This is a genomic window from Pseudoalteromonas sp. TB51 (genome assembly GCF_000498055.1).
In the GTDB taxonomy this organism is placed as follows: domain Bacteria; phylum Pseudomonadota; class Gammaproteobacteria; order Enterobacterales; family Alteromonadaceae; genus Pseudoalteromonas; species Pseudoalteromonas atlantica.
The window spans coordinates 1-23,329 of sequence record NZ_AUTO01000256.1; the positions used below are offsets into that span (position 1 = coordinate 1).

Below are 23,329 nucleotides of genomic sequence, written 5' to 3' on the forward strand. Positions count from 1 at the left end.
TGGCTGGATTGTTATAATTGTATTCCTTGCGCAAGACTCACATGAAGGTGAGAACGATTATGGCCCAAATCCAAAAGAGTTAGCGGCTGAACCTGTTTCTGTATAAATAATACGCTAACATTAAAAAAGCTCAGCAATTGCTGAGCTTTTTTGTACTTATGATTTTTTAAACTGTTAACTTAAAAAGTAAAGCCCGTAACCAACAACTAAAGCAGGTATAGAGGTATACAAGGTAGCAATTACAGCCGCTTTTGGCGCCATTGCAATAGCAGGAAACAACGCATCGCCATCATTTGAAATCGCATTAGCAGCTAATGCACTAAAAGGAATAATGCCCTGTATATAAAGCGTGGTTACAATTATTTGTGGCCCACAGCCAGGTAAAAAACCAATGACGACTGCAATTAACGGTGCTAAATAGGCGTAGTGCATAAACCAGGTTTTTAAATCAAGGCCTACCACACTGACTAATATTTCAAACAGCATGAACGAAGCCACCACCCATGCAGTTACAAAATGGGTATCTTGTAATACTTTTATAAGCTTAGAAGGCGGATTACATTCATCGTCTTCAGAGGTTACTTCTTTATAGGTTTCACCTTTAGAAGAGTAGGCCCAGATAACAACCGTAAACAGTGCCATTGCTGCACCAAATAAGCTAATACCGGTGCTGGCATATTGACCAAATTGGTTAAAGTCCACATTAAATGCAATTAAAAACGCAATGATTAAACTTGGAATAATGGCAAACATCCACACAGGTTTGCTAATTTTTATTATTTTAGTGGGCAAAACTTTTACTTGGTGTTTTTGCTCTTGTGCGCTGGGACGTAAAAAATCAGGTTTGTGAATTGCATTAACTATTAATCCACACAGCGTGCCTACCACTAAACCTATAGCCATTATTGTTAAGCCTTCAGTAGGGCGCGTAGCAAGCAGTAAAAAAGCAGCATCGCCCATTGTGGCGGTAAGTACAGCAACAATAGCCCCAAAGCTTGCTTGGCCTTTAGTGTATTGAGTAACCACAATAATTGCACCACCACAGCCGGGTAAAGCGCCAAGAACGGATGCAAACAGCACTTCAAGCGACTTAGATTTAGCGCTTAAGTAGCTCATTTCTAATTGAGGGATATGTTCTATTGCGTAGTAGTAAATAAGTAACGTAGCCGCTACAAATACACTAACCTGAAAAAACGCATCACTGAGAGCAGTAATGGTTATTTCGCGAAGACTAGGAACAGCTAAACATACCAATAAAAAAAGTGGTAGGAGTAAGCGTTTATTTTGGCTAACAAACCGTTTGGAAGCTGGCGTAATAAATCCTATTTGAGAGTAAAATCATAAGTGTGCCCCAGTTTTATTTTAACTAAGACACACTGTATACACCTTGCAAATGATAATCAATATCATTTGCATCTATTTAAATCGATAGCTCAGTTTGAGTTTTTCGATGGTAAATAACCTACGCTCAGGCTAAATACATTATTTGCGTTGAAACTCTGAGTTTTCGTACCATGCTGGCCATTGTGCTTGCTCAGAAATATCAAAGCCTACTTTATAAAATAATTGTAGGTCTTGCACCGCACCCGATAAATCCCACTCATCGCGGTATCTGTCACAGGGTTGATGGTAACAACCACGTAGCACTAAGCTCATACGTTTACGGTAATTTGCTGTATCCTCATCAGCGGCAACAGTACCGCCGCCTGCATACATAGCCGGAATACCCATGTTTGCAAATGCAAAGTGATCAGAGCGGTAATAACCACCTGAAGATGGTTTAGGGTCGCCCGCTATTGTTCTACCTTGCTCTTTTGCTGCTTTGGCTAGTAGGTCGTCCATTTGCGACTTACCTAAACCTACTACGTTCATGTCTTTTACTTTACCTAATAAGTTTAGGCTATCCATGTTTATATTAGCGACTGTTTTATCAGCAGCAATAACCGGGTTAGCAGCGTAGTATTTAGACCCAAGTAAGCCTTGCTCTTCAGCCGTAACAGCTAAAAATGTCATTGAGCGAGTAGGGTGCTTTGGCAGCTTAGTAAATGCCTCTGCAACCTCAATTAGCCCCGCAGTGCCTGTGGCGTTATCGTGTGCCCCATTATAAATTTGGTCGCCCTTACGGGTTATATCTGTACCTAGGTGATCCCAATGCGCTGAATAAATAACATGTTCATCCGCTTTTTCGCTACCCGGCAACGTGGCAATAAAGTTATACGACACCGATTTTTTAATTGTATTTTTAACATTAACCGATGCAGTTAAATCGCCCATGTCGACGTTATACGCACCTTTAGCTGCATTGGCTTTTGCAGTCTCAAAATCCAGACCCGCTTTAGCAAATAACTCTTTTGCTACATCAGTGGTCACCCAGCCTTCAACCGCAACGCGGTCCATATTGTTGTTCTCTTTTTGAAAACCGAACTGCTCACCGCTCCATGAGTTTTCAACCACTGACCACGGGTATGACGCAGGGGCTGTTTCGTGAATGATAATAGCACCGGCTGCACCTTGACGACTCGCTTCTTCATATTTATAAGTCCAACGGCCGTAGTAGGTCATTGCATCGCCGGTAAATAACGCAGGATCTTTTGTAGCAAAACCCGGATCGTTAACAAGCATAACAACAGTTTTGCCTTTTACGTCTAGGCCTTCGTAATCGTTCCAGTTATATTCTGGGGCATTTACACCGTAACCTACGAAGACAAGCTCTGAATTTTCAATCCCTTCTTGTGCGCTAATGCGGCTACTGCCCATAACCATGTCTTTTTTGTATTGATAATCTTTGCCACCAATACTTAATACCATATTTGAATCAGCTTCTAATGAAACAAGCGGCACTTCTTGTAAAAAGCTATCACCATTACCAGGTTCAAACCCTAATGCTTTAAATTGAGTGGTCAGATAATCAAGCGTTAACTTTTCACCTTCAGATGAAGGCGCTCTACCGCCAAATTCATCAGAGGCAAGCACTTTAATGTGCGCTGCAAGTTCATCTGCTTTAATACTGTTGTAACCATTTGTTACATCGGTAGGTGTAATACTTGTTGTTGCACAGCCAGCTAATACAGCGCCAGCAATCAGTGTGAGAGAGAAATATCGTTTCATAGTAGCTCTATTCTTGTTCTAAGATCTGATTAGTATATTAACTTCTATTAATTAGAACCAGTTTTTGCGGTAAACTGCCCGCAAATTAACAGCATAAATTGTTAAAGGTATAAATGAAGCGCTTTACTCCGCCCGAGCAATGGCAAGTTAGTAGTTTGAAAAGCGGTGCGTTTGAGCACTTACGAACACTGTTTAATATTGATAAACAAACTGATTGGCCAACCCCCGATTGGTTCACTGTGTATTTGAATGCCATTAATGCTAATAACCTGCCAATAACGTTTGAAGACGATGCAAACGTTGATTTTGGTGAGCGCTATTACGAGCAAGTCATTTTTGAAACTGGCGTAGTGCCTACACGTAGTAAAAATTGGCACGACTTATTTGGTGGCTTTATTTGGTGTTTGTTTCCAAAAACCAAGGCGCTTATTAATCAGCGCCACGTACAAGAAATAGCACAGCATGGCTTAAAGCAACGTACTAAACATCGTAATGCACTCACATTATTTGACGAGTGCGGCGTGGTGCTTGCCATTAGTGATACTAAGTGGCAAACGCTTTTAACAGAGCATCAATGGAAAACTGCATTTATAACTCACCGAGAAGAGTGGGGCAAAACAATACAACCTTTTATGTTTGGCCACGCTAATTATGAAATGCTCACAAAGCCCTATATCGGTTTAACGGGTAAAGCGTTATTTGTACGTGTACCGGATGAAATATTTTGTAAAGATTTAGTTACTCAATATCAGTACCTAGACCAAGTACTTTATGAGAAGATAAAAATAGAGCATTGCTTAGCCGATAACAAACAGCTTTCTCCATTGCCATTATTAGGTGTACCAGGATGGCATGACGCAAATGAGAATGAATCGTTCTATGATAATACCGATTACTTTAGAGCTAAACGAAGGATACGAAAATGATAGAAGTCGCAGGGCTTAAAAAAAAGTTTAAGTTAACCAAGGATCATAAAAAAAATAAAGTTGATGATATAGACCCGCGTGAAGATAAAGATTTTTTTCATTCAGTAAGAGATGTCAGCTTTCAATGTGCAAAAGGCGAAGTGTTAGGGTTACTTGGCCCTAATGGCGCGGGTAAAACTACTACATTGCGTATGCTCTCAACTGCACTTAAGCCCGATGAAGGCACAATAACTATTGCCGGCAATGACATAATTAAAAAGCCGTTAGTAGGGCGCAAGTCTATTGGTTTTTTATCCGGTTCAACTGGCTTGTATGGTCGCCTGACCGTTAAAGAAAATATTGAATACTTTGCAAAGCTTCATGGAATGAACAAAGAGCAAATAGCGGCTCGTTGTGAGGAGCTTTTTACTTTGCTCGACATGCATAAATTTATTGATAAACGTGCAGAAAACCTATCTACCGGCATGAAGCAAAAAGCCAATATTGCCCGTGCTGTGGTACATCACCCAGAAGTGGTGGTACTCGATGAGCCAACCACAGGCCTTGATATAATGACCACACAAACAGTTATAAACTTTATTAAAGGCTTAAAGGCGCAAGGCACGCCTGTTATTTTTTCAACGCACCATTTAGATGAAGTCGCCCTTTTATGTGACCGTGTTGCGGTAATTAATGAAGGCGTAAGCTGCTTTGATGGCACGCTTGCTGAATTCAAACAGGCAGGTAATAGTGAAGAGCTAAACCAAGCGTTTATGAACATATTAACGGAGAAACACGATGTTTGAAGTTTTTAAAAAGGAATTAACAGAACTCCTACGCGATAAAAAAACCTTGTTGTTTGTAGTCGCTCTACCCGTTGCGGTGTTTCCCTTATTATTTGCCGTTATGGCGTTTATTAGCTCTCAAGCGGCACTCGACGCTGAACAAAAGGTACATACCTACGCCATTATTAATGGCGACTACGCGCCAGAGTTTACCGAAAAAGTGTTTTATCATAAAAGCTTTGAACTTTATAAAGGTGCTAAAACCTTTAATAGCATTGAAGAGCTAAAAGAAGGGGTAATCGCAGGTGATATAGACATGGGTATATATTTACCCACTAACGCTAAACAAGCCTTAAATGATGCCCAGCAAAGTAAGTGGGAAGTGGTATTTAATGATGCTAAATCTATCAACTTTTTATTTCAGCGTGTAAAAGAGCTCGCCAAAGAATATAGCGATGCATTACAAACAGAAAAATTAATAAGTTTTGGTATTGAAAAAGAAGCCCATTTAGCACTTTTAACACCTATTGAAGTAGTAAAGGTTGATACCGCCGATAAACGTGAAAACTTAGGTGAAAAACTAGGTGGCTTTTTGCCCTACCTACTGATTCCTATAGTTCTTATGGGCGCTACGTACCCAGCAATAGATTTAGGTGCAGGTGAAAAAGAGCGCGGTACATTAGAAACCTTATTGCTTACACCTATTACGCGTACCGAGCTGGTACTAGGCAAATTTATAACCTTACTGACAACCTCAATTGCATCAACAACTATAACTGTACTCAGTATGGGCGGGTGGATAGCCGTAGCCCTTGCATTTGCAGACCTAGAAGTAATTAAAACAGCATTTAGCACATTAGCGGTAAGTGATTTATTAATGATTTTTGTATTGTTATTACCTATTGCCGCGATATTCTCAGCATTGGCGTTAGCAATATCTATTTATGCTCGTACATTTAAAGAAGCGCAAAACTACATGGCTCCATTAAGTATGGGGGTGTTTTTTCCCATCATTGTATCCATTATGCCTAATGTAGAGCTAACAGCTAAAACTGCTTTTATTCCTGTTACTAATGTAGCGCTCGCAATTAAAGAAATTGTTAAAGGCACGGTAGATTACACCCTTGTAGGCTTAATATTTTTAGCAACAGCTATTATAGCCGGCGCGTTACTTGCCTTTTGTGTTAAGTGGTTTAACCGCGAAGACGTATTATTTAGATAGTTTAAGGTTTTATAAACGGGCAGGGTATTGCCTTGCTCGTTTACTTTTACTACCGATTAACTGTTATCGCTTATAATTTTTTATTTGCCGTTTATATTAATTTGTATGTTTTTTAGAATGGTATTCATCTTAAATTAACACTGCTTTTTAATAGTAATACTAAGTGATTGGTTTAGAGTATTTGTTCAAATTTTAATTACACTTTTTTAAGTAACTAATTATTTTTACTTCTATTTTTTATCAAATAATCCTCTATAATCTAACCTAGAAAATAGTGAGGAGTGAGGGTTCAATGCTAAAAAGGAATGTATTTATAACAGCAGCAAAAGGTAATAAATTATTACTGGTTGCCATTATTGTTTTTTTAGTTATTGCATTGCCTTCGGTGTATGTGTTTGAAAAAAAAGTACGCGCAGAGATATATAACGATGCACGTAGTGAACTCAATCGAGAGCTTGAAACAAAAGCCGCGTCTTTAAAAAATCATTTAAACGACAGTATTACCGCTATTCGCTTTTTAAACGCCACTCCACCTATTCAAGGTATATCTAGAGCAACCGATAACCAATTAATCGACCCACTATTACAAACCCCAATTGCTGTATGGCAAGACCGCCTTGCTGATATTTTTAGCGGGTTTATGCAAACCGACGATTCTATTTTGCAAGCACGTTACATTATGCTTGCTGAAAATGGCCAAGAGATAGTACGAGTAGACCGCTTTTTAGGTGACATAATTAGGCTAGAGGGCGCACAACTGCAAAAAAAAGGCGGGCGAGACTACGTACTTAAAGCCAGCATGCTTGATGAAAAAAGCGTGTATATATCGCCTATTAACTACAACCGCGAAAACGGTGAAATACAAAAACCCTTTGTGAGTACATACCGCGTAGCTAAGCCTGTTTTTGATCATTTAAAGCAAGTGTTTGCAATTTTAGTGACAAACTACTCCGCAGATAAGTTATTTGAAAGTTTAACGTTTGAACTTCCACCTGGGATTAATATTTATTTGCTTAATAATGAAAGCGAATTTTTATACCACCCAAACCCAGATTTACGGTTTGGCTTTGAATTTAACCAAGCCAAAACCTGGAGCGATGAATTTAGCCCCACCCAAAACATGAACTCTCACGAAACCTTGTTAATAGGTGATGCGCCAAAACAGTACTTTTTAAATAAACGGGTAAGTTTTGAAGGCGATATTGCCATGCTGCCGTTAGAGATGGCCGTTTCTATTGATTCTGAAACCTTGTTGGAACGCGTTGCAAAAAGGCGCGAAAGTTTTATTGCCATCACCGCCACATTTTTTACCATATTTATAATTATTACGCTGTTATATCAGCGCTATATTAATCGCAAGCTGCTTATACATTCTTTAACAGAGCAAAATAATAAAGTGATAGAAAATTCACTCGACGCTATTTTTACCATAGACAGTGATGAAACTATTATTCATTGTAATCAAACGGCTAAAAAAGTTTTTGCAAGTAGGCTAGGTAATGACAACACCCGCTTTAGTAACTTATTTACCCTTGCAGATGAAGATAAAAACTGCATTAGTGAAACCATAGAGCATGGCTCTAAAATGCCATTTGAAGCAGTTTATACTGGTGATGATGGCAATAAAGAATACTACTCAATCACGCTGACCAGCGTATTTGATGTATTTAGCAACCGTTATCAGGTTGCTGCTATTTTGCGTAATATCAGCTCGTTAAAGCAAACTCAATCACAGTTACAGGGTTTAAATAGCACCTTAGAGTTAAAGGTATCTCAGCGTACTGTTGAACTTGAGCGAGCGATTGACCAAGCCCTTGCCGCAAGCCAAGCAAAAAGTGACTTTGTAGCCAATATTTCCCACGAAATACGCACCCCCATGAACGGTGTTTTAGGCATGCTTGAAATGCTAAAAGAAGACAGCCTCACTGAGCAACAGCAACACTATTTAAAATTAGCCAATAGCAGTGCACATTCGTTAATGAGTTTAATTAACGATATTTTAGATTTTTCTAAAATTGAAGCGGGTAAACTAGATATTGATAATCACTCGTTTGATGTTATCTCTGTCTGTAGCGATATGATCAATTCAATTGCGCTGCAGGGCCAACGTAAAGGGTTAGAGGTCTTTTTAAATACCCAAAACGTGGTTGATAGAATGGTTATTGGTGATAGCCATCGCCTTAAGCAAATTTTAATTAATTTAATAAATAATGCGTTTAAGTTTACGCATAAAGGCGAAGTAAGTTTAACCTTAAACTCTAAATACATTACCGACAGTAAAATTTTAATGAGCTTTATAATTAAAGACACCGGAATTGGTATTGCCCCTGAAAACATCGATAAACTGTTCGATGTGTTTACCCAAGAAGATTCAAGCACTACGCGCCATTTTGGTGGCACCGGTTTAGGGTTATCTATATGTAAAAAATTGGCGCAATTAATGGGCGGTAATATCACCGTTAGCAGTGAAAAGGGCGTAGGCAGCACCTTTATTGCCACGGTAGAGTTACATGTGGCGCAACAGCAAAAACTTAATACCGGCATTGAGCTTTCTAAAGAGGTCAGTGTAGCGGCGCTTATTGCCCGCGATAATGTATTTAAAAATGTATGCGGATTATTAACTCAAACCTGTAAAATTCAGCCGAGCCATATTACAAGGCTCGACTACTTTAGTGAACACAGCGAATTTGATGCCGATTTACTGATTATTGATGACGAACACCCGCAAGTTAATGCGCTAATAAGCTACTGCGAAAAGGCAGATAAAAAATATGTGCTTATATTGCGAGACATGGTGGTTAATAAGCAATCTAAAAAGGTGTTTCCTGAGCATAGCCACATTTTGCACAAACCACTTACGCAAGATCAATTTACCTATAAGCTAGGCAGTATTTTTGGCGCTAATAATGAGTTTGTTTTAACCGCGCCTAAACAAGCAAACGACATAGAGCCAGAGCCTGAGTTGTCTAAGTATCATGTATTATTGGTTGACGACAACATGATTAACATTGAGGTAGCGAAGGCTATTTTAAAACGCACAGGGATAAAAATTACCTGTGCAAGTGATGGTATAGAAGCACTCTCTGCCCTTAAATTTAATCAAGAGCAACCGTTTGACTTAATTTTAATGGATTGCCAAATGCCTAACCTAGATGGCTACGATACCACCAGCGAGATAAGAAATGCTAAAGCTGGGGTTGAGTATATTAGCATTCCAATTATTGCCATGACCGCAAGTGCAATGGAAGGCGATAGAGAGCGTTGCATTACCGCCGGCATGAATGATTATATTACCAAGCCAATAAAGCCTAAAACGCTTAAAAATAGGCTGCTAACCTGGTTAAACTAAATGAGCTAAGTCAGCAGTTACGCTGCTGACTTACTTGGTTTGGTATCAGTTTGAATAGGTTTAACTAAGCTGGTTACATCGGCTGTATCAAGTACTTTTTGCGTATCAGACCAATGCAACAGCTCTATTTTACCGTTTGGTTGCTCAACTAATGCGGTACAGCTTTCAATCCAATCACCATCATTACAATACACTATGCCATCTACTACTTTAATTTTAGGGTGATGGATGTGTCCGCAAATAATGCCATCGACCTTTTGTTTTTTTGCCTCATGTATAGCGGCATCTTCAAAAGCGGCAATGGCTTCACGGGCTTTATGTACGCGTGCTTTTATCCATGCAGCAAGTGAATAGTAGTTACCGCCAAACACTTTACGAACTCGGTTAGTCCAACGATTTAAAAACAGAAGTAAATCGTAACCTGCATCGCCTGCAATACTAATGAGCTTGTTGTAGCGGGTTGCCGAGTCAAAGTCATCACCGTGGATCAGTAAAAAGCGCTTATTGGCTTTAGTGGTATGAATAAACTGCTGGTGGACTTCTACACCAAATAAAGTTTGATTTATGTAGTGGCGAAAGGTCTCGTCGTGGTTACCAGGTATGTATATTACACGGGTGCCATCAAGGGCTTTTTGTTGTATACAACTAAGCACTTGGTAATGAGATGGGTGCCAATAAAAACTGCGCTTCATCGACCACAAATCAACAATATCACCCACTAAATAAAGCGTATCGCATTCAATTGAATTTAAAAAATCTAATAAATAGTCGGCTCTACAGTCTTTATACCCTAAGTGTACATCCGATATCCAAACGGCTGGATAATGTTGTTTTTTACGCTGTTGATTGTTTGTCATGCCCGTCATCCATAGTGTAATAATTAAACACTGTAGATAAATCTAATGACACTTATGAGACACTTTAGCGAAGCCTCCATGACAATTTATATCAAACCAGCTAATTAAAGTTTATTGGCTGGGAAGGAGATTAGGTGAGCAGTTTTACATACATTACCATTAAACGCGCATAAAAAAGGCCGCATGTTTAAATGCGGCCTTATAGTTTGTTTTAAGCGTAGGTGTTATTAACCTTTAACAGCCGCTTTAATAGTCTCTATTGCGGTGTCTAAATCAACCATTAACTTTTCACCGGTGCGGCGATTTTTAAGCTCAACCTTATTTTCATCAAGATTACGCTCACCAATCACTAAAGTATAAGGTACACCCATTAATTCCATGTCGTTAAACATAACGCCAGGGCGCTCTTTACGGTCATCAAATAAAACATCTAGGCCTGCATCTTTTAAACCTTGATATAGATTATTAGCAATATCAGGAATACGATGCGACTTATGCATGTTCATTGGCACAATAGCTAAATCAAATGGGGCAATAGATTGTGGCCAAATAATGCCGTAATCATCATTATTTTGCTCAATAGCCGCTGCCACAATGCGCGAAACACCGATACCGTAACAACCCATAGTCATTACTTGGTTTTTACCCGACTCGCTCAATACGCCTGCTTTCATGGCTTCTGAGTACTTAGTACCAAGTTGGAAAATATGACCAACTTCAATACCGCGTTTAATTTGTAAAGTGCCTTGTCCACACGGGCTCGGATCGCCTTCAACAATGTTACGAATATCAGCAACTTGATATTCTTTAACATCGCGATCCCAGTTAATTCCGCTAAAGTGCTCGTCATCTTTATTAGCACCGGCAACAAAATCTGCCATTACATTAGCAGTTCTGTCTACAATAATTGGCATTGATAAACCCACTGGGCCAAGTGAACCTGGCTTTGCACCAATAGCCGCAACAATGTCAGCCTCAGTGGCCATTTCAAGTGGAGAGTCTACAAGTGGGTGCTTTTCAGCTTTTAATTCGTTTAACTCGTGATCGCCACGTAGTACAAGCGCAACTAAACCACGTTGTTCGTTTTCATCTGGCGTACCGTACACAATTAATGTTTTAACACCGCGGTGTGGTTTAACGCCGTAGTGCTTTTTAAGCTCGCTAATTGTTTTGGCATCTGGTGTAGGAAACGCTTTAAGCTCTTTAGATGGCTCAGGACGACTTTGAGTTGGAGCTAACGCTTCTGCTTTTTCGATGTTAGCTGCATAATCGCTTGCATCACTAAAGGCAATTGCGTCTTCACCCGATTCAGCAAGCACATGAAACTCATGCGATAAGCTACCACCAATAGAGCCTGTATCAGCAAGTACTGGGCGGTATTCTAAGTTTAAACGTTCAAAAATATTACAGTACGCTTTGTGCATTACTTTATATGTGGCATCTAAACACGCTTCACTTAAATGAAATGAATACGCGTCTTTCATCGTAAATTCACGTGCACGCATTACACCAAAGCGTGGGCGTCTTTCATCGCGCACTTTAGTTTGTACTTGGTACAAAGTAACAGGCAGTTGTTTATAGCTGCTAATCTCTTTACGAACAAAATCTGTAATCACTTCTTCATGCGTAGGACCTAGCGCAAACTCACGGTTATGGCGGTCGTTAAAGCGCACAAGTTCAGGACCAAATTGCTCCCAACGGCCAGACTCTTGCCATAAATCAGCAGGTTGAATAACCGGCATCAACATTTCTATTGCGCCTGCTTTATCCATTTCTTCACGAACAATATTTTCTACTTTACGAAGCACGCGTAAACCAGAGGGTAACCATGTATATAAACCCGAAGCGACGCGACGGATCATACCGGCTCTAAGCATTAATTGATGCGAAACAATTTCAGCATCTGATGGCGTTTCTTTAAGTGTTGCGAGTATATATTGACTGGTACGCATGATTTTTCCGAAATTAAGTAATATGTTCTTTTTAATAGGGCGCTAAGTTTACCAGCGCTTGCTTTTACACTAAAGCGCTAACTGCACTTTTTAGTTATTTTCTATACTTGTTACTAAGTTATGCTCACCGTTAACCTGCCAGCGTATATTATAATTATACAGTGTCATACCATAACTTTGCTCGCCTTGTTTTTGTTTTTTATAGGCAGGGCGTGGGTCTTGTTTTAGTACATTAGCAATAAAATCTTCAAGCTCAGGGTAGTGTGTTTGCTTGGCAATAAAGTCAATTGCCTCGGGTGAAAACGCTACACTCATTTGTGTTTCTGGTCGGGTATCGGCAAAACCGGCACTGGCGTCATGCATTGCATCTGAATACGGTAAGTAAGGCTTTATATCCACAATAGGCGTGCCATCGAGTAAATCTATACCAGCAAGCAGTAAACTAAGTTGGCCGTTTTTATACTCAACACCTTCAAGTTTTACAGCGCTCATCCCAATGGCGTTGGGTCTAAATGTGGCACGCGTTGCAAAAACGCCTTTGCGCTCATTGCCGCCTAAACGTGGTGGGCGCACCATAGCTGAATACCCTTTATCGGCGGTTTCATGAAACCTAAACAATAGCCAAATATGGCTAAATTCTTCAATGCCTCGCACAAATTCTTCACGATTAAACTCAGCAGTAAAAATAAGTTTGGCTTTAGCTTGAGGCACTAAACGTGGTTGCCTAGGTATTGCAAACTTTTGTTTATAAGGGGATTGAATGTGGCCAACAGCCGAAATGCTATAATCGCTCATAATGCTCAGTTAACAAAAAAATAGGGCGCTATTCTACCTCTATTTAGTATTTATAGCAGTACAGTTAATGCGTTATATTTTAGACTGGCTGGTTTAATCGAGTATTAGACTAAGCGGTTTAAAATGTAGTAATTAGTGTTTATTCCAATTTGCTAAATTAAGTGGAGCTATTTTGAGGCTGGAGCGACACGTTTAGCGCCGCGATATGATTAGCTATTATTACGGATGGATATTATTTATTAGCAACAAAAAGGTGAGCACATGGCTCACCCTTAAGTGTTTTAAATGCTAATTAAAACATGTATTGAATTGATACTGATGCAACATCCATTTCTGGGTCAATTTCATCATCTAGTTCGTAGCGTTCGTATTCTAAGCGCATTTGAACATTGCTAGAAAATGCGTATTGAATACCTGCGCCGTAAAACACGTCGCCGCCGTCTTGTGATGCTGAAATGCTACCAACAGGAAGCTCTTGCTCTACATCTGCATCCCATTCAAACCAACCACCTTTAGCATATACTGAAAAGCTTTCAGAAAGCGGAGCCGCTAAAATAGCTGCTAATGACACACCATCAACTTCTGCTTTGCTGTCGATGTCGCTCACTTCATCAAAGTTTTGATAAGCTAACTCAACGCTAAAGTGTTCGTTAAATTGTGTACCAATGTAACCTTTTAGCATTTGTGCATCGTCATCAAATTCAGTGTCGTTTTCGCTGTCTTCAAATTCAAATGAGTATTGGCCATAACCAACACCTGTATAAATGCGAGGAGAATCAAAATCCGTAATGTCAGCGTGTGCTGCAGAGTTAAAACCCAGTGTTGCTAAAGCAATTGCAGAAAGAGAAAGTGTTTTAATCATTGTATAGCTCCTTTAAAAAAATAATAAATGTTTGATTTAACTTATCAAACGACAATTAGTTATTTGCAGTAAGCATGCCAATAATAGGCTGTGGTTACAAAATAGCCGTAAAAACGACTTATACGGCATTTTTACGGCTATTTTGTATTTTTTATAAGCAGAGTGAACTTTTTTAGTTTTTTGTTTTCTAAGTAAAGGTTGTACCTTTTACACGGTCTATGTGAATTTTACATTGTACTTTTATACTTTATGAAGCAAATTTTCTGTCTCAATTGCAATTTGTTTCATTTTAATAGCGTAGTTTTCCAATTTAATATCTTCTTCTGTTTGTGCTTTAAAAGCAGGAACCTCTACCGGGTAACCTGTTTCGTCCATTGCTACAAAGCTAATAACACAGTGGTTTGTTTCTACCATGTTTTGAGTTTTAGGATCGCCACACCGTACCTGAATAAATATCTGCATACTTGTTGACCCTGTATGCGCAATTTTTGCTTCAACTTCGACAATTTGGCCAACCAAAATAGGGCGTCTAAATTTAACCCCAGCAACAGAAACAGTAACGCAATAATGGCCGCTCCAACCTGCAGCGCAGGCATAACCCGCTTGGTCAATCCACTTCATGACCACACCACCATGAACCTTCCCACCAAAATTTACATCGGTAGGCTCTGCTAAAAAACGAAATACAACATTTGACGACGGCATATTAAATACTCCCTTTATGAAACTTACCTATGAGCATACCGTAAAAAAGGGGCCGAAGCCCCTGCAATTTAGGATAGGTTTATAATTTATATGTAAAAGATAGGTTTTTAATGCACCTTTGTGCATAAAATAGTTACATATTAGGGTAGTTTGGCCCGCCAGCACCTTCGGGTGTTACCCAATTAATGTTTTGGCTTGGGTCTTTTATGTCGCAGGTTTTACAGTGCACACAGTTTTGAGCATTAATCACAAACTGATCTTCACCTTCAATTTGTTGCACTTCGTATACCCCTGCAGGGCAATAGCGCTGTGCGGGCTCGTCAAACTTTACTAAATTAACCGCAATAGGAATGGCGGGATCTTTAAGCTTTAAATGGTAAGGCTGCGACTCTTCATGATTAGTATTAGATAAAAACACGCTAGAGAGTTTATCAAAGCTAAGTAGGCCATCAGGCTTAGGGTAGTCAATGTGAGGGCTGTTAGCTGCATCTTTAAGCGTGTCGTAATCGGGCGTGTTGTCTTTAAAGGTAAAGGGCAGTGCACCGCTGAAGATGTTTTGATCAAGGGTATTATACGCCCCCCCAGCAAACTTACCTAATGTATGCATAGCGGGACCAAAATTACGCGATTGGTAAAGCTCTTTATAAGCCCATGAATTTTCAAACGCGTTTTTATAATCAGCTAAATCAGTATTAGCTTGGCCATTTTGCAGCGCTTTAAAAATAACTTCTGCCGCCACCATGCCCGATTTCATTGCGGTATGGTTACCTTTAATTTTGGCAAAATTGAGTGTACCGGCATCGCAACCTATTAATAAGCCACCAGCAAAATGCATTTTAGGCAGCGAGTGAAGGCCGCCTTTTGCAATTGCACGGGCGCCATAGGCAATGCGTTCACCCCCTTCAAGGGTTTGCTTAAAAACAGGGTGGTGTTTCATTCGTTGAAACTCATCAAACGGACTTAAATGCGGGTTAGAATAATTTAAATCAACAATTAACCCTACAACCACTTGATTGTTATCGCAGTGATACATAAAAGAGCCGCCATTGGTATCGCCACTTAGCGGCCAGCCCGTACCATGCACTACTTTACCTTGCTGGTGCTTACTGGCATCTATTTGCCAAATCTCTTTAAAGCCTAAGCCATAGTGCTGTGGTGACACATCTTTATCAAGCGCAAACTCGTTGATAAGCTGTTTACCTAAATGCCCGCGACACCCCTCAGCAAATACAGTGTATTTAGCGCGAAGTTCCATACCTGGCATATAACCATCTTTTTCATTGCCGTCTTTATCAACGCCCATATCGCCTGTAATAATGCCTTTAACGGTGTCTTGCTCAATAATTAAAGAGTGAGCGCTAAAGCCTGGGAATATTTCAACGCCTAAATTTTCAGCTTGCTCGGCAAGCCATCGGCACACATTGCCCATAGAAACAATGTAATTACCTTCATTATGAAATGTTTTAGGGGTCGCAAAGCGAGGGAGAGTAGTGGCTTTTTCGCTGTTATTAAACCAATAAATTTCATCCTGTGTCACTTGTGTAGTGACGGGAGCGCCAAGCTCTTGCCAGTTAGGCAAAAGCTCATCTAAGGCTTTGGTTTCAAATACAGCACCTGAAAGAATATGCGCGCCTACCTCGGAGCCTTTTTCTACTACACAAATAGTTTGTTCTTGTTGTTTTTCTTGCGCTAGCTGTGCGAGCTTAATTGCACTGGCAAGGCCGGCTGGGCCCGCACCTACAATAACTACATCAAATTCCATGGTTTCACGTTCGACCATAATAACCTCTTAATCAATGACGGGCTTAGCTAAATTAGATAAGCAATGCAGCCTTTTTAATACTTGCACATTAAATGTTACAGGCTGTGAATACTTTAAGGTTATTTTAGGTTGACGTTTACGTCAACAGGAAGTAGTCTGAATTCATAAAATAAATAGGTTGACGTACACGTTAGCTTGTAGGTTTAAATATAGATGGAGTTCCTATGAAAGTTCTCGTTCCAATAAAAAGAGTGATCGATTACAACGTTAAAGCACGCGTAAAGGCTGACAACAGCGACGTTGACTTAGCAAATGTAAAAATGGCAATGAACCCATTTTGTGAAATTGCGATAGAAGAAGCCATTCGATTAAAAGAAGCGGGCACAGCAACAGAGGTTATAGCGGTAACAATTGGTGCAAAAGCAGCGCAAGAGCAGCTACGCACCGCACTTGCATTAGGTGCAGATAAAGCCATTCACATCGAAACCGATGAAAAACTAGAATCGCTGCACATTGCTAAATTATTAGCAAAATTAGTTGAGCAAGAAGCCCCAGAACTGGTTATTTTAGGCAAACAATCTATTGACTCAGACAACAACCAAACAGGCCAAATGCTGGCGGCTTTAACTAAGCGCGGCCAAGGTACGTTTGCCTCTAAGGTGGATGTAAACGGTAACACAGTGAATGTAACCCGTGAGGTAGATGGTGGCTTGCAAACTGTTGCACTAAAACTGCCCGCTATTGTAACTACCGATTTACGCTTAAATGAGCCTCGCTATGCATCGCTGCCAAATATAATGAAAGCAAAGCGTAAACCACTTGATGTAATAGCAGCAGATTCGTTAGGTGTTGATTTAACACCCCGCGTACAGTTAATAAAAGTAGAAGAGCCGGCTAAGCGCAGTGGCGGTATTATTGTTGAAGATGTAGCCCAGCTGGTAGAGAAACTTAAAACAGAGGCAAAGGTGATTTAAATGAAAACACTTGTAATTGCAGAGCACGATAACGGTGCACTAAAACCAGAAACCTCAAAAACAATTAATGCGGCAAGTAAATTAGGCTTTGATATAGATGTACTTATTGCGGGTTTAAATGTAGGCGCAATGAGCGAACAGGTTGCCAGTATTGAAGGTGTAACAACTGTACTCACCGNCCGCCGATAATGCACTTTATCAGCATCAGTTAGCTGAAAATATGGCTGAGCTTGTTTTAACTATTGCAGATAATTATACACATATTGTTGCCAGTGCAACCACCACAGGTAAAAACTTTATGCCTCGCGTTGCAGCGCTTTTAGATGTAGCGCAAGTGTCAGAAATAATAGAAGTAATAGATAGTGATACATTTAGACGCCCCATTTACGCCGGTAACGCAATTGCCACAGTTAAATCGCTTGATAGTAAAAAAGTGATCACCGTACGAGCGAGTAGTTTTGACTTACAAAGCCAACAATCACCTGCCAGCATAAATGCATTAGATACACTAAGTGATACTCAATTAAGTGACTTTGTAAGTGTTGAACAAACCGAGTCAGAGCGTCCTGAGCTAACTGCAGCAGAGGTAGTTATATCGGGTGGTCGTGGTATGCAAAATGGTGAAAACTTTGCTTTATTAAACGGTATTGCTGACAAGTTAGGCGCTGCAATTGGTGCGTCTCGTGCTGCCGTTGATGCAGGTTTTGTACCTAACGATATGCAAGTAGGGCAAACGGGTAAAATAGTGGCGCCTAATCTGTATATTGCCGTGGGCATAAGTGGTGCTATTCAACATTTAGCAGGTATGAAAGACTCAAAAGTTATTGTGGCGATTAATAAAGACCCTGACGCACCTATATTTCAGGTGGCAGATTACGGCCTGGTTGCTGATTTATTTGAGGTATTACCGCAGCTTGAAAACGCGCTATAAACATATTCTGGTTGTAAAGCCGCGGTGAACTTAGGTTCCTGCGGCTTTTTTTATTCCACCTCAAGCATAGAATAGTGATGGGCTGACAAAGTATCTAAAACACGCTTATCTTTTAATAAATTGAGCAGCAGCTCTGCTTGTTCTACAGAGCGGCTAGATTGGCTATTTACCAATAAAATTAGGGGGCGAACAAACGTATATTCACCATTTTTAATAGTTTCATCTGAAACGTTAACGCCATTGATACCGAGTAAATTTATTTTATTTATTTTTTTAGAGCCCTGCAGCTGCGAGACTGCGCCGTAAGAGTCAAAAGCAATGGCATTGGGCATGCGTTGTACTATGCCAAGGGCTTGGTTAAATTCGTCATACATTTGCACTTCCATTTTAGGAAATAACCCGTGGTTACCTGCCTGCTTTAGTTTAATTGTATTACCATTTGGAACCCGCATAAAAGATAGGTTTAAAAACTCTAATAAAATATCAAATGTGCCATGGTTATAGGCCTTACTAAACAGGAGAATTTTATTATCTCTTTGTGTCTCTGGTTTATAATTTGGGTTAACTTCTTGCCACGTTTTATATTTGCCCGCATAAATGTCGCTGAGCTGCTCTACGCTTAGCGAATCAATGTTATTTTTTTTGTTAGTAAAAAATACCAGCGCATCTTGCGCAATAACAATTTGACGTACATGAGGGTATTGCTCTTGCTCTTCATTGGTTAAATAGCGCGATGAAGCACCAATATCAATAATGTTTTGTGCTATGGCTTTAATGCCTTTAGTACTGCCCATAGAGCGGACTTGCATGGCCGTATTAGTTTGCTCTTCATAGTTGGGCTTTAATAAATGCAATAGGTGCGAGACCGAAGAAGAGCCGCCAATAAGTAAAGGCTTGTGATCGGGGGCAATATCAGAAACTGATGTTGCAATGTTAGAGGAAGAAAGCAGTACGGTGGCTGCTAAAATAAGGTTTTTTATCATGCTATTAGCCAAATAACGAATACGTTATAAAACTATAGTTCAAAATTTATAAATCTCTAATTTATAAACAGTATTTAACAAAGCCATAATTAAAAACAACAGGCATTAAAAAGCCAGCAAAAAAGCTGGCTTTTAAAATCAATTAATTTGATTAGTACGTTGCGCTGCCTTTAGTACGAGGGAAGGCAATTACATCACGTACGTTGCCCATACCAGTAACATAAGCAACTAGGCGTTCAAAACCTAGACCAAAGCCAGAGTGTGGCACGCTACCGTATTTACGTAAATCGCGGTACCAGCTGTAATCTTCTTTGTTTAAGCCCATTTCATCTAAACGCGCATCAAGCACATCAAGGCGCTCTTCACGTTGTGAACCACCAATAATTTCACCAATGCCTGGTGCTACAACGTCCATAGCGGCAACGGTTTTACCGTCTTCGTTTTGGCGCATGTAAAACGCTTTAATATCGCGCGGGTAGTTTTTAATAACAACCGGTGCCTTAAAGTGCTCTTCAGCTAAGTAGCGCTCGTGCTCAGATTGTAAATCTACACCCCATTCAACGGCGTACTCAAACTTTTTACCACATGATTTAAGTATTTCTACGGCGTCAGTGTAATCAACTTGGGCAAAGTCTTTTTCTACAAACTCTTCTAAACGGCTAATTGCTGTTTTTTCGATACGTTGTGCAAAAAATTCCATATCGTCACGGCGCTCTTCAAGTACCGCTTTAAATACGTACTTAAGCATGTTTTCAGCAAGTTTTGCAATATCTTCTAAATCAGCAAATGCTACTTCAGGTTCAACCATCCAAAACTCAGCCAAGTGACGAGACGTGTTTGAGTTTTCTGCACGGAATGTTGGGCCAAAGGTGTAAATTTTTGACATAGCCGATGCGTATGTTTCACCATTTAACTGGCCAGATACCGTTAAAAAGGCTTCTTTACCAAAAAAGTCTTCGCTGTAATCAACGTCGCCTTTATCAGTGCGTGGCAAATTTTGCATATCAAGTGTTGATACGCGGAACATTTCACCTGCGCCTTCACAGTCACTGGCTGTAATGATTGGGGTGCTGATCCAGTAAAAGCCTTGCTCGTGGTAAAAACGGTGAATTGCTTGCGCTAAACAGTTACGCACACGTGTTACTGCACCTATCATGTTTGTACGTGGGCGAAGGTGAGCGTGCTCACGTAAATACTCAATGCTGTGGCGCTTAGCGGCCATAGGGTATGAATCTGGGTTTTCTACCCAACCTAAAACTGTTACAGAATTAGCTTGAATTTCAAATGACTGACCTTTACCTGCAGATTGCACTAACACACCAGTAACCGACACAGAACAACCGGCTGTTAAGCTAGTAACTTCATCATAATTATTTAGTGAATTAGGAACTACCGCTTGAATAGGATCAAAACACGAACCGTCATGAACGGCTAAAAATGATATTCCTGCTTTTGAATCGCGGCGTGTACGGATCCAGCCTTTTACTGTTACTTGGCTGTCTACCGCAACATTGCCTTTTAATAGCTCTGAAATCGCTAAATGGCTCATCTTCACTCCAATGATATAAGTTGCCTAACTGTATAATATTAACTACTCAACGCAGCGGTTAAATTTAGTGCGTTGAACTTGAACCGTGTATCTTACCTAGTTAAATAAAATAAAAAAACTATTGTGAGCAACTCTTTAAAAGTTTTTATGCAAGTGGGTTACTTTTAAAGCGTTTTTTGCTTTAAATTACCACTATTGTTATTTGGTGCTCTGAAATTTAGTGATTTTGTGGCATTATTACTGCGTGTTGTCTCTACGGATTGAAATTAGCCAACCTTGCGGCTATTTAATTACCGAGCAAAATGTGTAAGCTAGTGGGCGCGCTAACTGCTTCAGCGTTATTCTAATGGCTTACAATGATGAAATAATAAGTAACAATTAAGCCGGTAAATCAGCACATCATAATTTTAACTATTTAATATTTACCATTACCCAGAAATGGATGCTATGAAACAAGTTTTTATTTTAAGAGGGCTACCAGGAAGTGGTAAGTCTTACTATGCACAAACCCTAGCCGATGAGCTTGGTGGAGTAGATACAAGCCAGTATTTAATTTGTTCAACCGATGACTACTTTGTCAATGAACAGGGCGAGTATCACTTTGATAAATTTAAACTACCGCAATATCATAATTTAAATTTAGCGCGCTTTATAAATGCTTTAGCGCAAAATATTCCGCTTGTAATTGTTGATAACACCAATATAAAAAAATGGGAGTTTATTGCGTACTCTCAAGCAGCACATGCACTTGGTTATCAAGTTAAAGAAGTTATTGTTGGTGAAGTAAAAGACAAGTCTATGCAGCATTTATACGCTAAGCGCAACACGCATAACGTGCCTTTAAAAACCATTAGTAAAATGGCGTACATGTTTGAGTGGTAGGTGAGTGTTACTTATGGGTTATTTAAGCTTTATTAAAGCGCTTAAATCACACTGAGTAATAGCATCTAGATGAGCAGTGATTTTTTCATTGCTCCAATCCCACCAAGCTATGTCTAATAACGTATTTATTGTGTTGCTATCAAACCTGGGCTTAATTACTTTTGCCGGATTACCACCTACCACGCTATAAGGGGGTACATCGCAGGTAACCACCGATTTACTTGCAATGATAGAGCCACTGCCAATATTTACCCCTGGCATTATAGTTGCGTCATAACCAATCCATACATCGTGACCGATAACCGTATTGCCTTTAAAGGGTAACTCGCCAGCCTGCGGGGCCGATTTTNTTTTTCCCAGCCGTTGCCAAATATAAAAAATGGATAGGTAGAAAACCCCGCGGTTTGATGATTAGCGCCGTTCATTATAAAGGTCACGTTTTTAGCTATGGCGCAAAACTTTCCAATAATGAGACGATCTTTAATAAAATCGAAATGGTAAAGGACATTTTTTTCGAAGTTTTCAGGGCCGTCAGGATCGTCGTAATAGGTATAATCACCCACCACTATATTAGGCGAGGTAATAAAGTTTTTTAAAAAGCCAACCTGAGGAAAGCCCTCAACAGGGGCAGGGTTATTTGGATTAGGGCCCTGTTTAGACATAGCTACCTCATAGTTTAATTATTGTTTTTTATACACAGCCAGCGGGTGAGTAGTAACAATAGATACATGAACGCTGTCACCCGGGTTAACCACAACCTCGTGGCTTACACGGCTAGTAACGAGCGTATTACAGCTTAATTTAACCGCACATAAACGGCTGCCACCTTCAAAACGTACCCAAACAACTTCACCGTTAGGTTGATTTAAGTTTTGAATAAGCTGTACATCGTCAGGGCGAAGCAACACATCTACATCGCCACTGTCGCAGTCTATACCTTGCCCTGGTGCTACGCCAATGCTAGTGGTTGCTTGGCCATTTTCAAACTGCCCAGCAATAAAGCTTGCCTCACCTAAAAAGCGCGCTACAAAGCGGTTGTTTGGCATGCTAAAACATTGTTCAGGGCTGTCGAGTTGCTGTATTTTACCGTTTTGTAATACACCTACACGGTCACCTACCGAAAGCGCTTCTTCTTGGTCGTGAGTAACCCACACGGCAGGCACTCCCGCTTCTTTTAGGGCGTTTCTTATATCCCAGCGCAGCATATCTTTTAATGCGGCATCAAGGTTAGAAAGTGGTTCATCAAGTAACACAAAATCTGGCTGGTGAGCAAGTGTACGCGCAAGTGCTACGCGCTGTTTTTGACCACCAGAGAGGGTGGCTGGCTTTTTTGCTCTAAAATCATTTAGACCAAGTAGTTTAATCCAATGATCGGCAATGGCGGTGTCTTTTAATCTAAAACAAATGTTTTGCTCAACCGTTAAATGAGGAAACAATGCAAAATCTTGAAACACCATACCAACACTGCGTTTTTCAGGGGGCACATTACGTTTTGGCGTTGCGCGCCATTTGCCTACGTTTATTTCACCCTCGCTAATGGGGATAAGCCCTGCAAGTGCTTGCAATATTGTACTTTTACCGCAGCCCGTAGGGCCTACTAGCATGAGAATTTCATTTTCACCTAACGATATATTTAAATCGCTTACTACACGGTTACTGCCGTAATCTATAGACAACTGGCTTACAGATAGCATTTGTTTTTAAATCC

General features: G+C 40.1%; 17 protein-coding genes and 3 pseudogenes. 8 read left to right on the forward strand and 12 right to left on the reverse strand.

The genetic code is table 11. The features are described from left to right. A pseudogene (locus tag L650_RS24600) lies at positions 1–106 on the forward strand (DUF805 domain-containing protein); the annotation flags it as partial. Positions 107–174: 68 nt separating this feature from the next. Here L650_RS24600 and L650_RS0114945 read toward each other — a convergent pair. After that, positions 175–1,326 (reverse strand): putative manganese transporter, encoded by a 1,152-nt coding sequence (locus tag L650_RS0114945; RefSeq protein ID WP_029773607.1) that lies wholly within the window; start codon positions 1,324–1,326, stop codon positions 175–177. A 156-nt stretch (positions 1,327–1,482) separates the two neighbouring features. Then, on the reverse strand, positions 1,483–3,108 hold the full coding sequence (locus tag L650_RS0114950) for a M28 family metallopeptidase (RefSeq protein WP_029773608.1): 1,626 nt from the start codon (positions 3,106–3,108) through the stop codon (positions 1,483–1,485). Between the two features lie 113 nt (positions 3,109–3,221). On the opposite strand from L650_RS0114950, the gene L650_RS0114955 reads away from it, so the two are divergent. From L650_RS0114955 to L650_RS0114970, 4 genes are all read left to right on the forward strand, one after another. Continuing rightward, complete coding sequence (locus tag L650_RS0114955) at positions 3,222–4,034, forward strand: DUF3025 domain-containing protein (RefSeq protein ID WP_029773609.1); 813 nt, start codon at positions 3,222–3,224, stop codon at positions 4,032–4,034. Next, on the forward strand, positions 4,031–4,819 hold the full coding sequence (locus L650_RS0114960) for an ABC transporter ATP-binding protein (RefSeq protein ID WP_024033559.1): 789 nt from the start codon (positions 4,031–4,033) through the stop codon (positions 4,817–4,819). The genes L650_RS0114955 and L650_RS0114960 overlap by 4 nt, the downstream gene beginning before the upstream one ends. Further along, positions 4,812–6,020, forward strand: a complete 1,209-nt coding sequence (locus L650_RS0114965) for an ABC transporter permease (protein ID WP_029773610.1) — start codon at positions 4,812–4,814, stop codon at positions 6,018–6,020. The genes L650_RS0114960 and L650_RS0114965 overlap by 8 nt, the downstream gene beginning before the upstream one ends. Positions 6,021–6,312: 292 nt before the next feature. Continuing rightward, positions 6,313–9,369: an ATP-binding protein gene (locus L650_RS0114970; RefSeq protein ID WP_029773611.1), complete on the forward strand. Its 3,057-nt coding sequence runs from the start codon at positions 6,313–6,315 to the stop codon at positions 9,367–9,369. A gap of 17 nt (positions 9,370–9,386) precedes the next feature. Here the strand turns inward: L650_RS0114970 and L650_RS0114975 are convergent, their stop codons facing one another. The 6 genes from L650_RS0114975 to L650_RS0115000 form a co-directional block, all read right to left on the reverse strand. Then, entirely contained in the window at positions 9,387–10,226 is an 840-nt protein-coding gene (locus tag L650_RS0114975) for a UDP-2,3-diacylglucosamine diphosphatase (RefSeq protein WP_029773612.1), read from the reverse strand. A 227-nt stretch (positions 10,227–10,453) separates the two neighbouring features. Continuing rightward, a complete protein-coding gene (locus L650_RS0114980) occupies positions 10,454–12,178 on the reverse strand; it encodes a proline--tRNA ligase (protein WP_004586656.1) in 1,725 nt (574 codons plus the stop codon). A gap of 90 nt (positions 12,179–12,268) precedes the next feature. Next, positions 12,269–12,973: a tRNA (N6-threonylcarbamoyladenosine(37)-N6)-methyltransferase TrmO gene (gene tsaA, locus L650_RS0114985; RefSeq protein ID WP_029773613.1), complete on the reverse strand. Its 705-nt coding sequence runs from the start codon at positions 12,971–12,973 to the stop codon at positions 12,269–12,271. 292 nt (positions 12,974–13,265) lie between these two features. Beyond that, a complete protein-coding gene (locus L650_RS0114990) occupies positions 13,266–13,835 on the reverse strand; it encodes an outer membrane beta-barrel protein (RefSeq protein ID WP_024033565.1) in 570 nt (189 codons plus the stop codon). A gap of 240 nt (positions 13,836–14,075) precedes the next feature. After that, positions 14,076–14,540: an acyl-CoA thioesterase gene (locus L650_RS0114995; protein ID WP_004586653.1), complete on the reverse strand. Its 465-nt coding sequence runs from the start codon at positions 14,538–14,540 to the stop codon at positions 14,076–14,078. A 133-nt stretch (positions 14,541–14,673) separates the two neighbouring features. Next, a complete protein-coding gene (locus L650_RS0115000) occupies positions 14,674–16,320 on the reverse strand; it encodes an electron transfer flavoprotein-ubiquinone oxidoreductase (RefSeq protein ID WP_029773614.1) in 1,647 nt (548 codons plus the stop codon). A gap of 206 nt (positions 16,321–16,526) precedes the next feature. On the opposite strand from L650_RS0115000, the gene L650_RS0115005 reads away from it, so the two are divergent. Together L650_RS0115005 and L650_RS0115010 are read left to right on the forward strand one after the other, a co-directional pair. Beyond that, a complete protein-coding gene (locus tag L650_RS0115005) occupies positions 16,527–17,276 on the forward strand; it encodes an electron transfer flavoprotein subunit beta/FixA family protein (RefSeq protein ID WP_029773615.1) in 750 nt (249 codons plus the stop codon). After that, positions 17,277–18,207, forward strand: a pseudogene (locus tag L650_RS0115010) (electron transfer flavoprotein subunit alpha/FixB family protein). Between the two features lie 50 nt (positions 18,208–18,257). Here the strand turns inward: L650_RS0115010 and L650_RS0115015 are convergent. Together L650_RS0115015 and asnS are read right to left on the reverse strand one after the other, a co-directional pair. Beyond that, on the reverse strand, positions 18,258–19,190 hold the full coding sequence (locus tag L650_RS0115015; protein ID WP_029773616.1) for a PstS family phosphate ABC transporter substrate-binding protein: 933 nt from the start codon (positions 19,188–19,190) through the stop codon (positions 18,258–18,260). Between the two features lie 151 nt (positions 19,191–19,341). Further along, on the reverse strand, positions 19,342–20,739 hold the full coding sequence (gene asnS, locus L650_RS0115025; RefSeq protein WP_024033570.1) for an asparagine--tRNA ligase: 1,398 nt from the start codon (positions 20,737–20,739) through the stop codon (positions 19,342–19,344). A 447-nt stretch (positions 20,740–21,186) separates the two neighbouring features. On the opposite strand from asnS, the gene L650_RS0115030 reads away from it, so the two are divergent. Next, positions 21,187–21,621 carry an ATP-binding protein gene (locus L650_RS0115030; RefSeq protein ID WP_004586647.1) on the forward strand — a complete coding sequence of 145 codons (435 nt, stop codon included), beginning with the start codon at positions 21,187–21,189 and terminating at the stop codon, positions 21,619–21,621. 18 nt (positions 21,622–21,639) lie between these two features. Here L650_RS0115030 and L650_RS0115035 read toward each other — a convergent pair. Both L650_RS0115035 and L650_RS0115040 read right to left on the reverse strand, forming a co-directional pair. Next, positions 21,640–22,283 (reverse strand): annotated as a pseudogene (locus tag L650_RS0115035) (CatB-related O-acetyltransferase). A gap of 18 nt (positions 22,284–22,301) precedes the next feature. Then, positions 22,302–23,315, reverse strand: a complete 1,014-nt coding sequence (locus tag L650_RS0115040; RefSeq protein ID WP_004586644.1) for an ABC transporter ATP-binding protein — start codon at positions 23,313–23,315, stop codon at positions 22,302–22,304. Positions 23,316–23,329 lie beyond the last annotated feature (14 nt).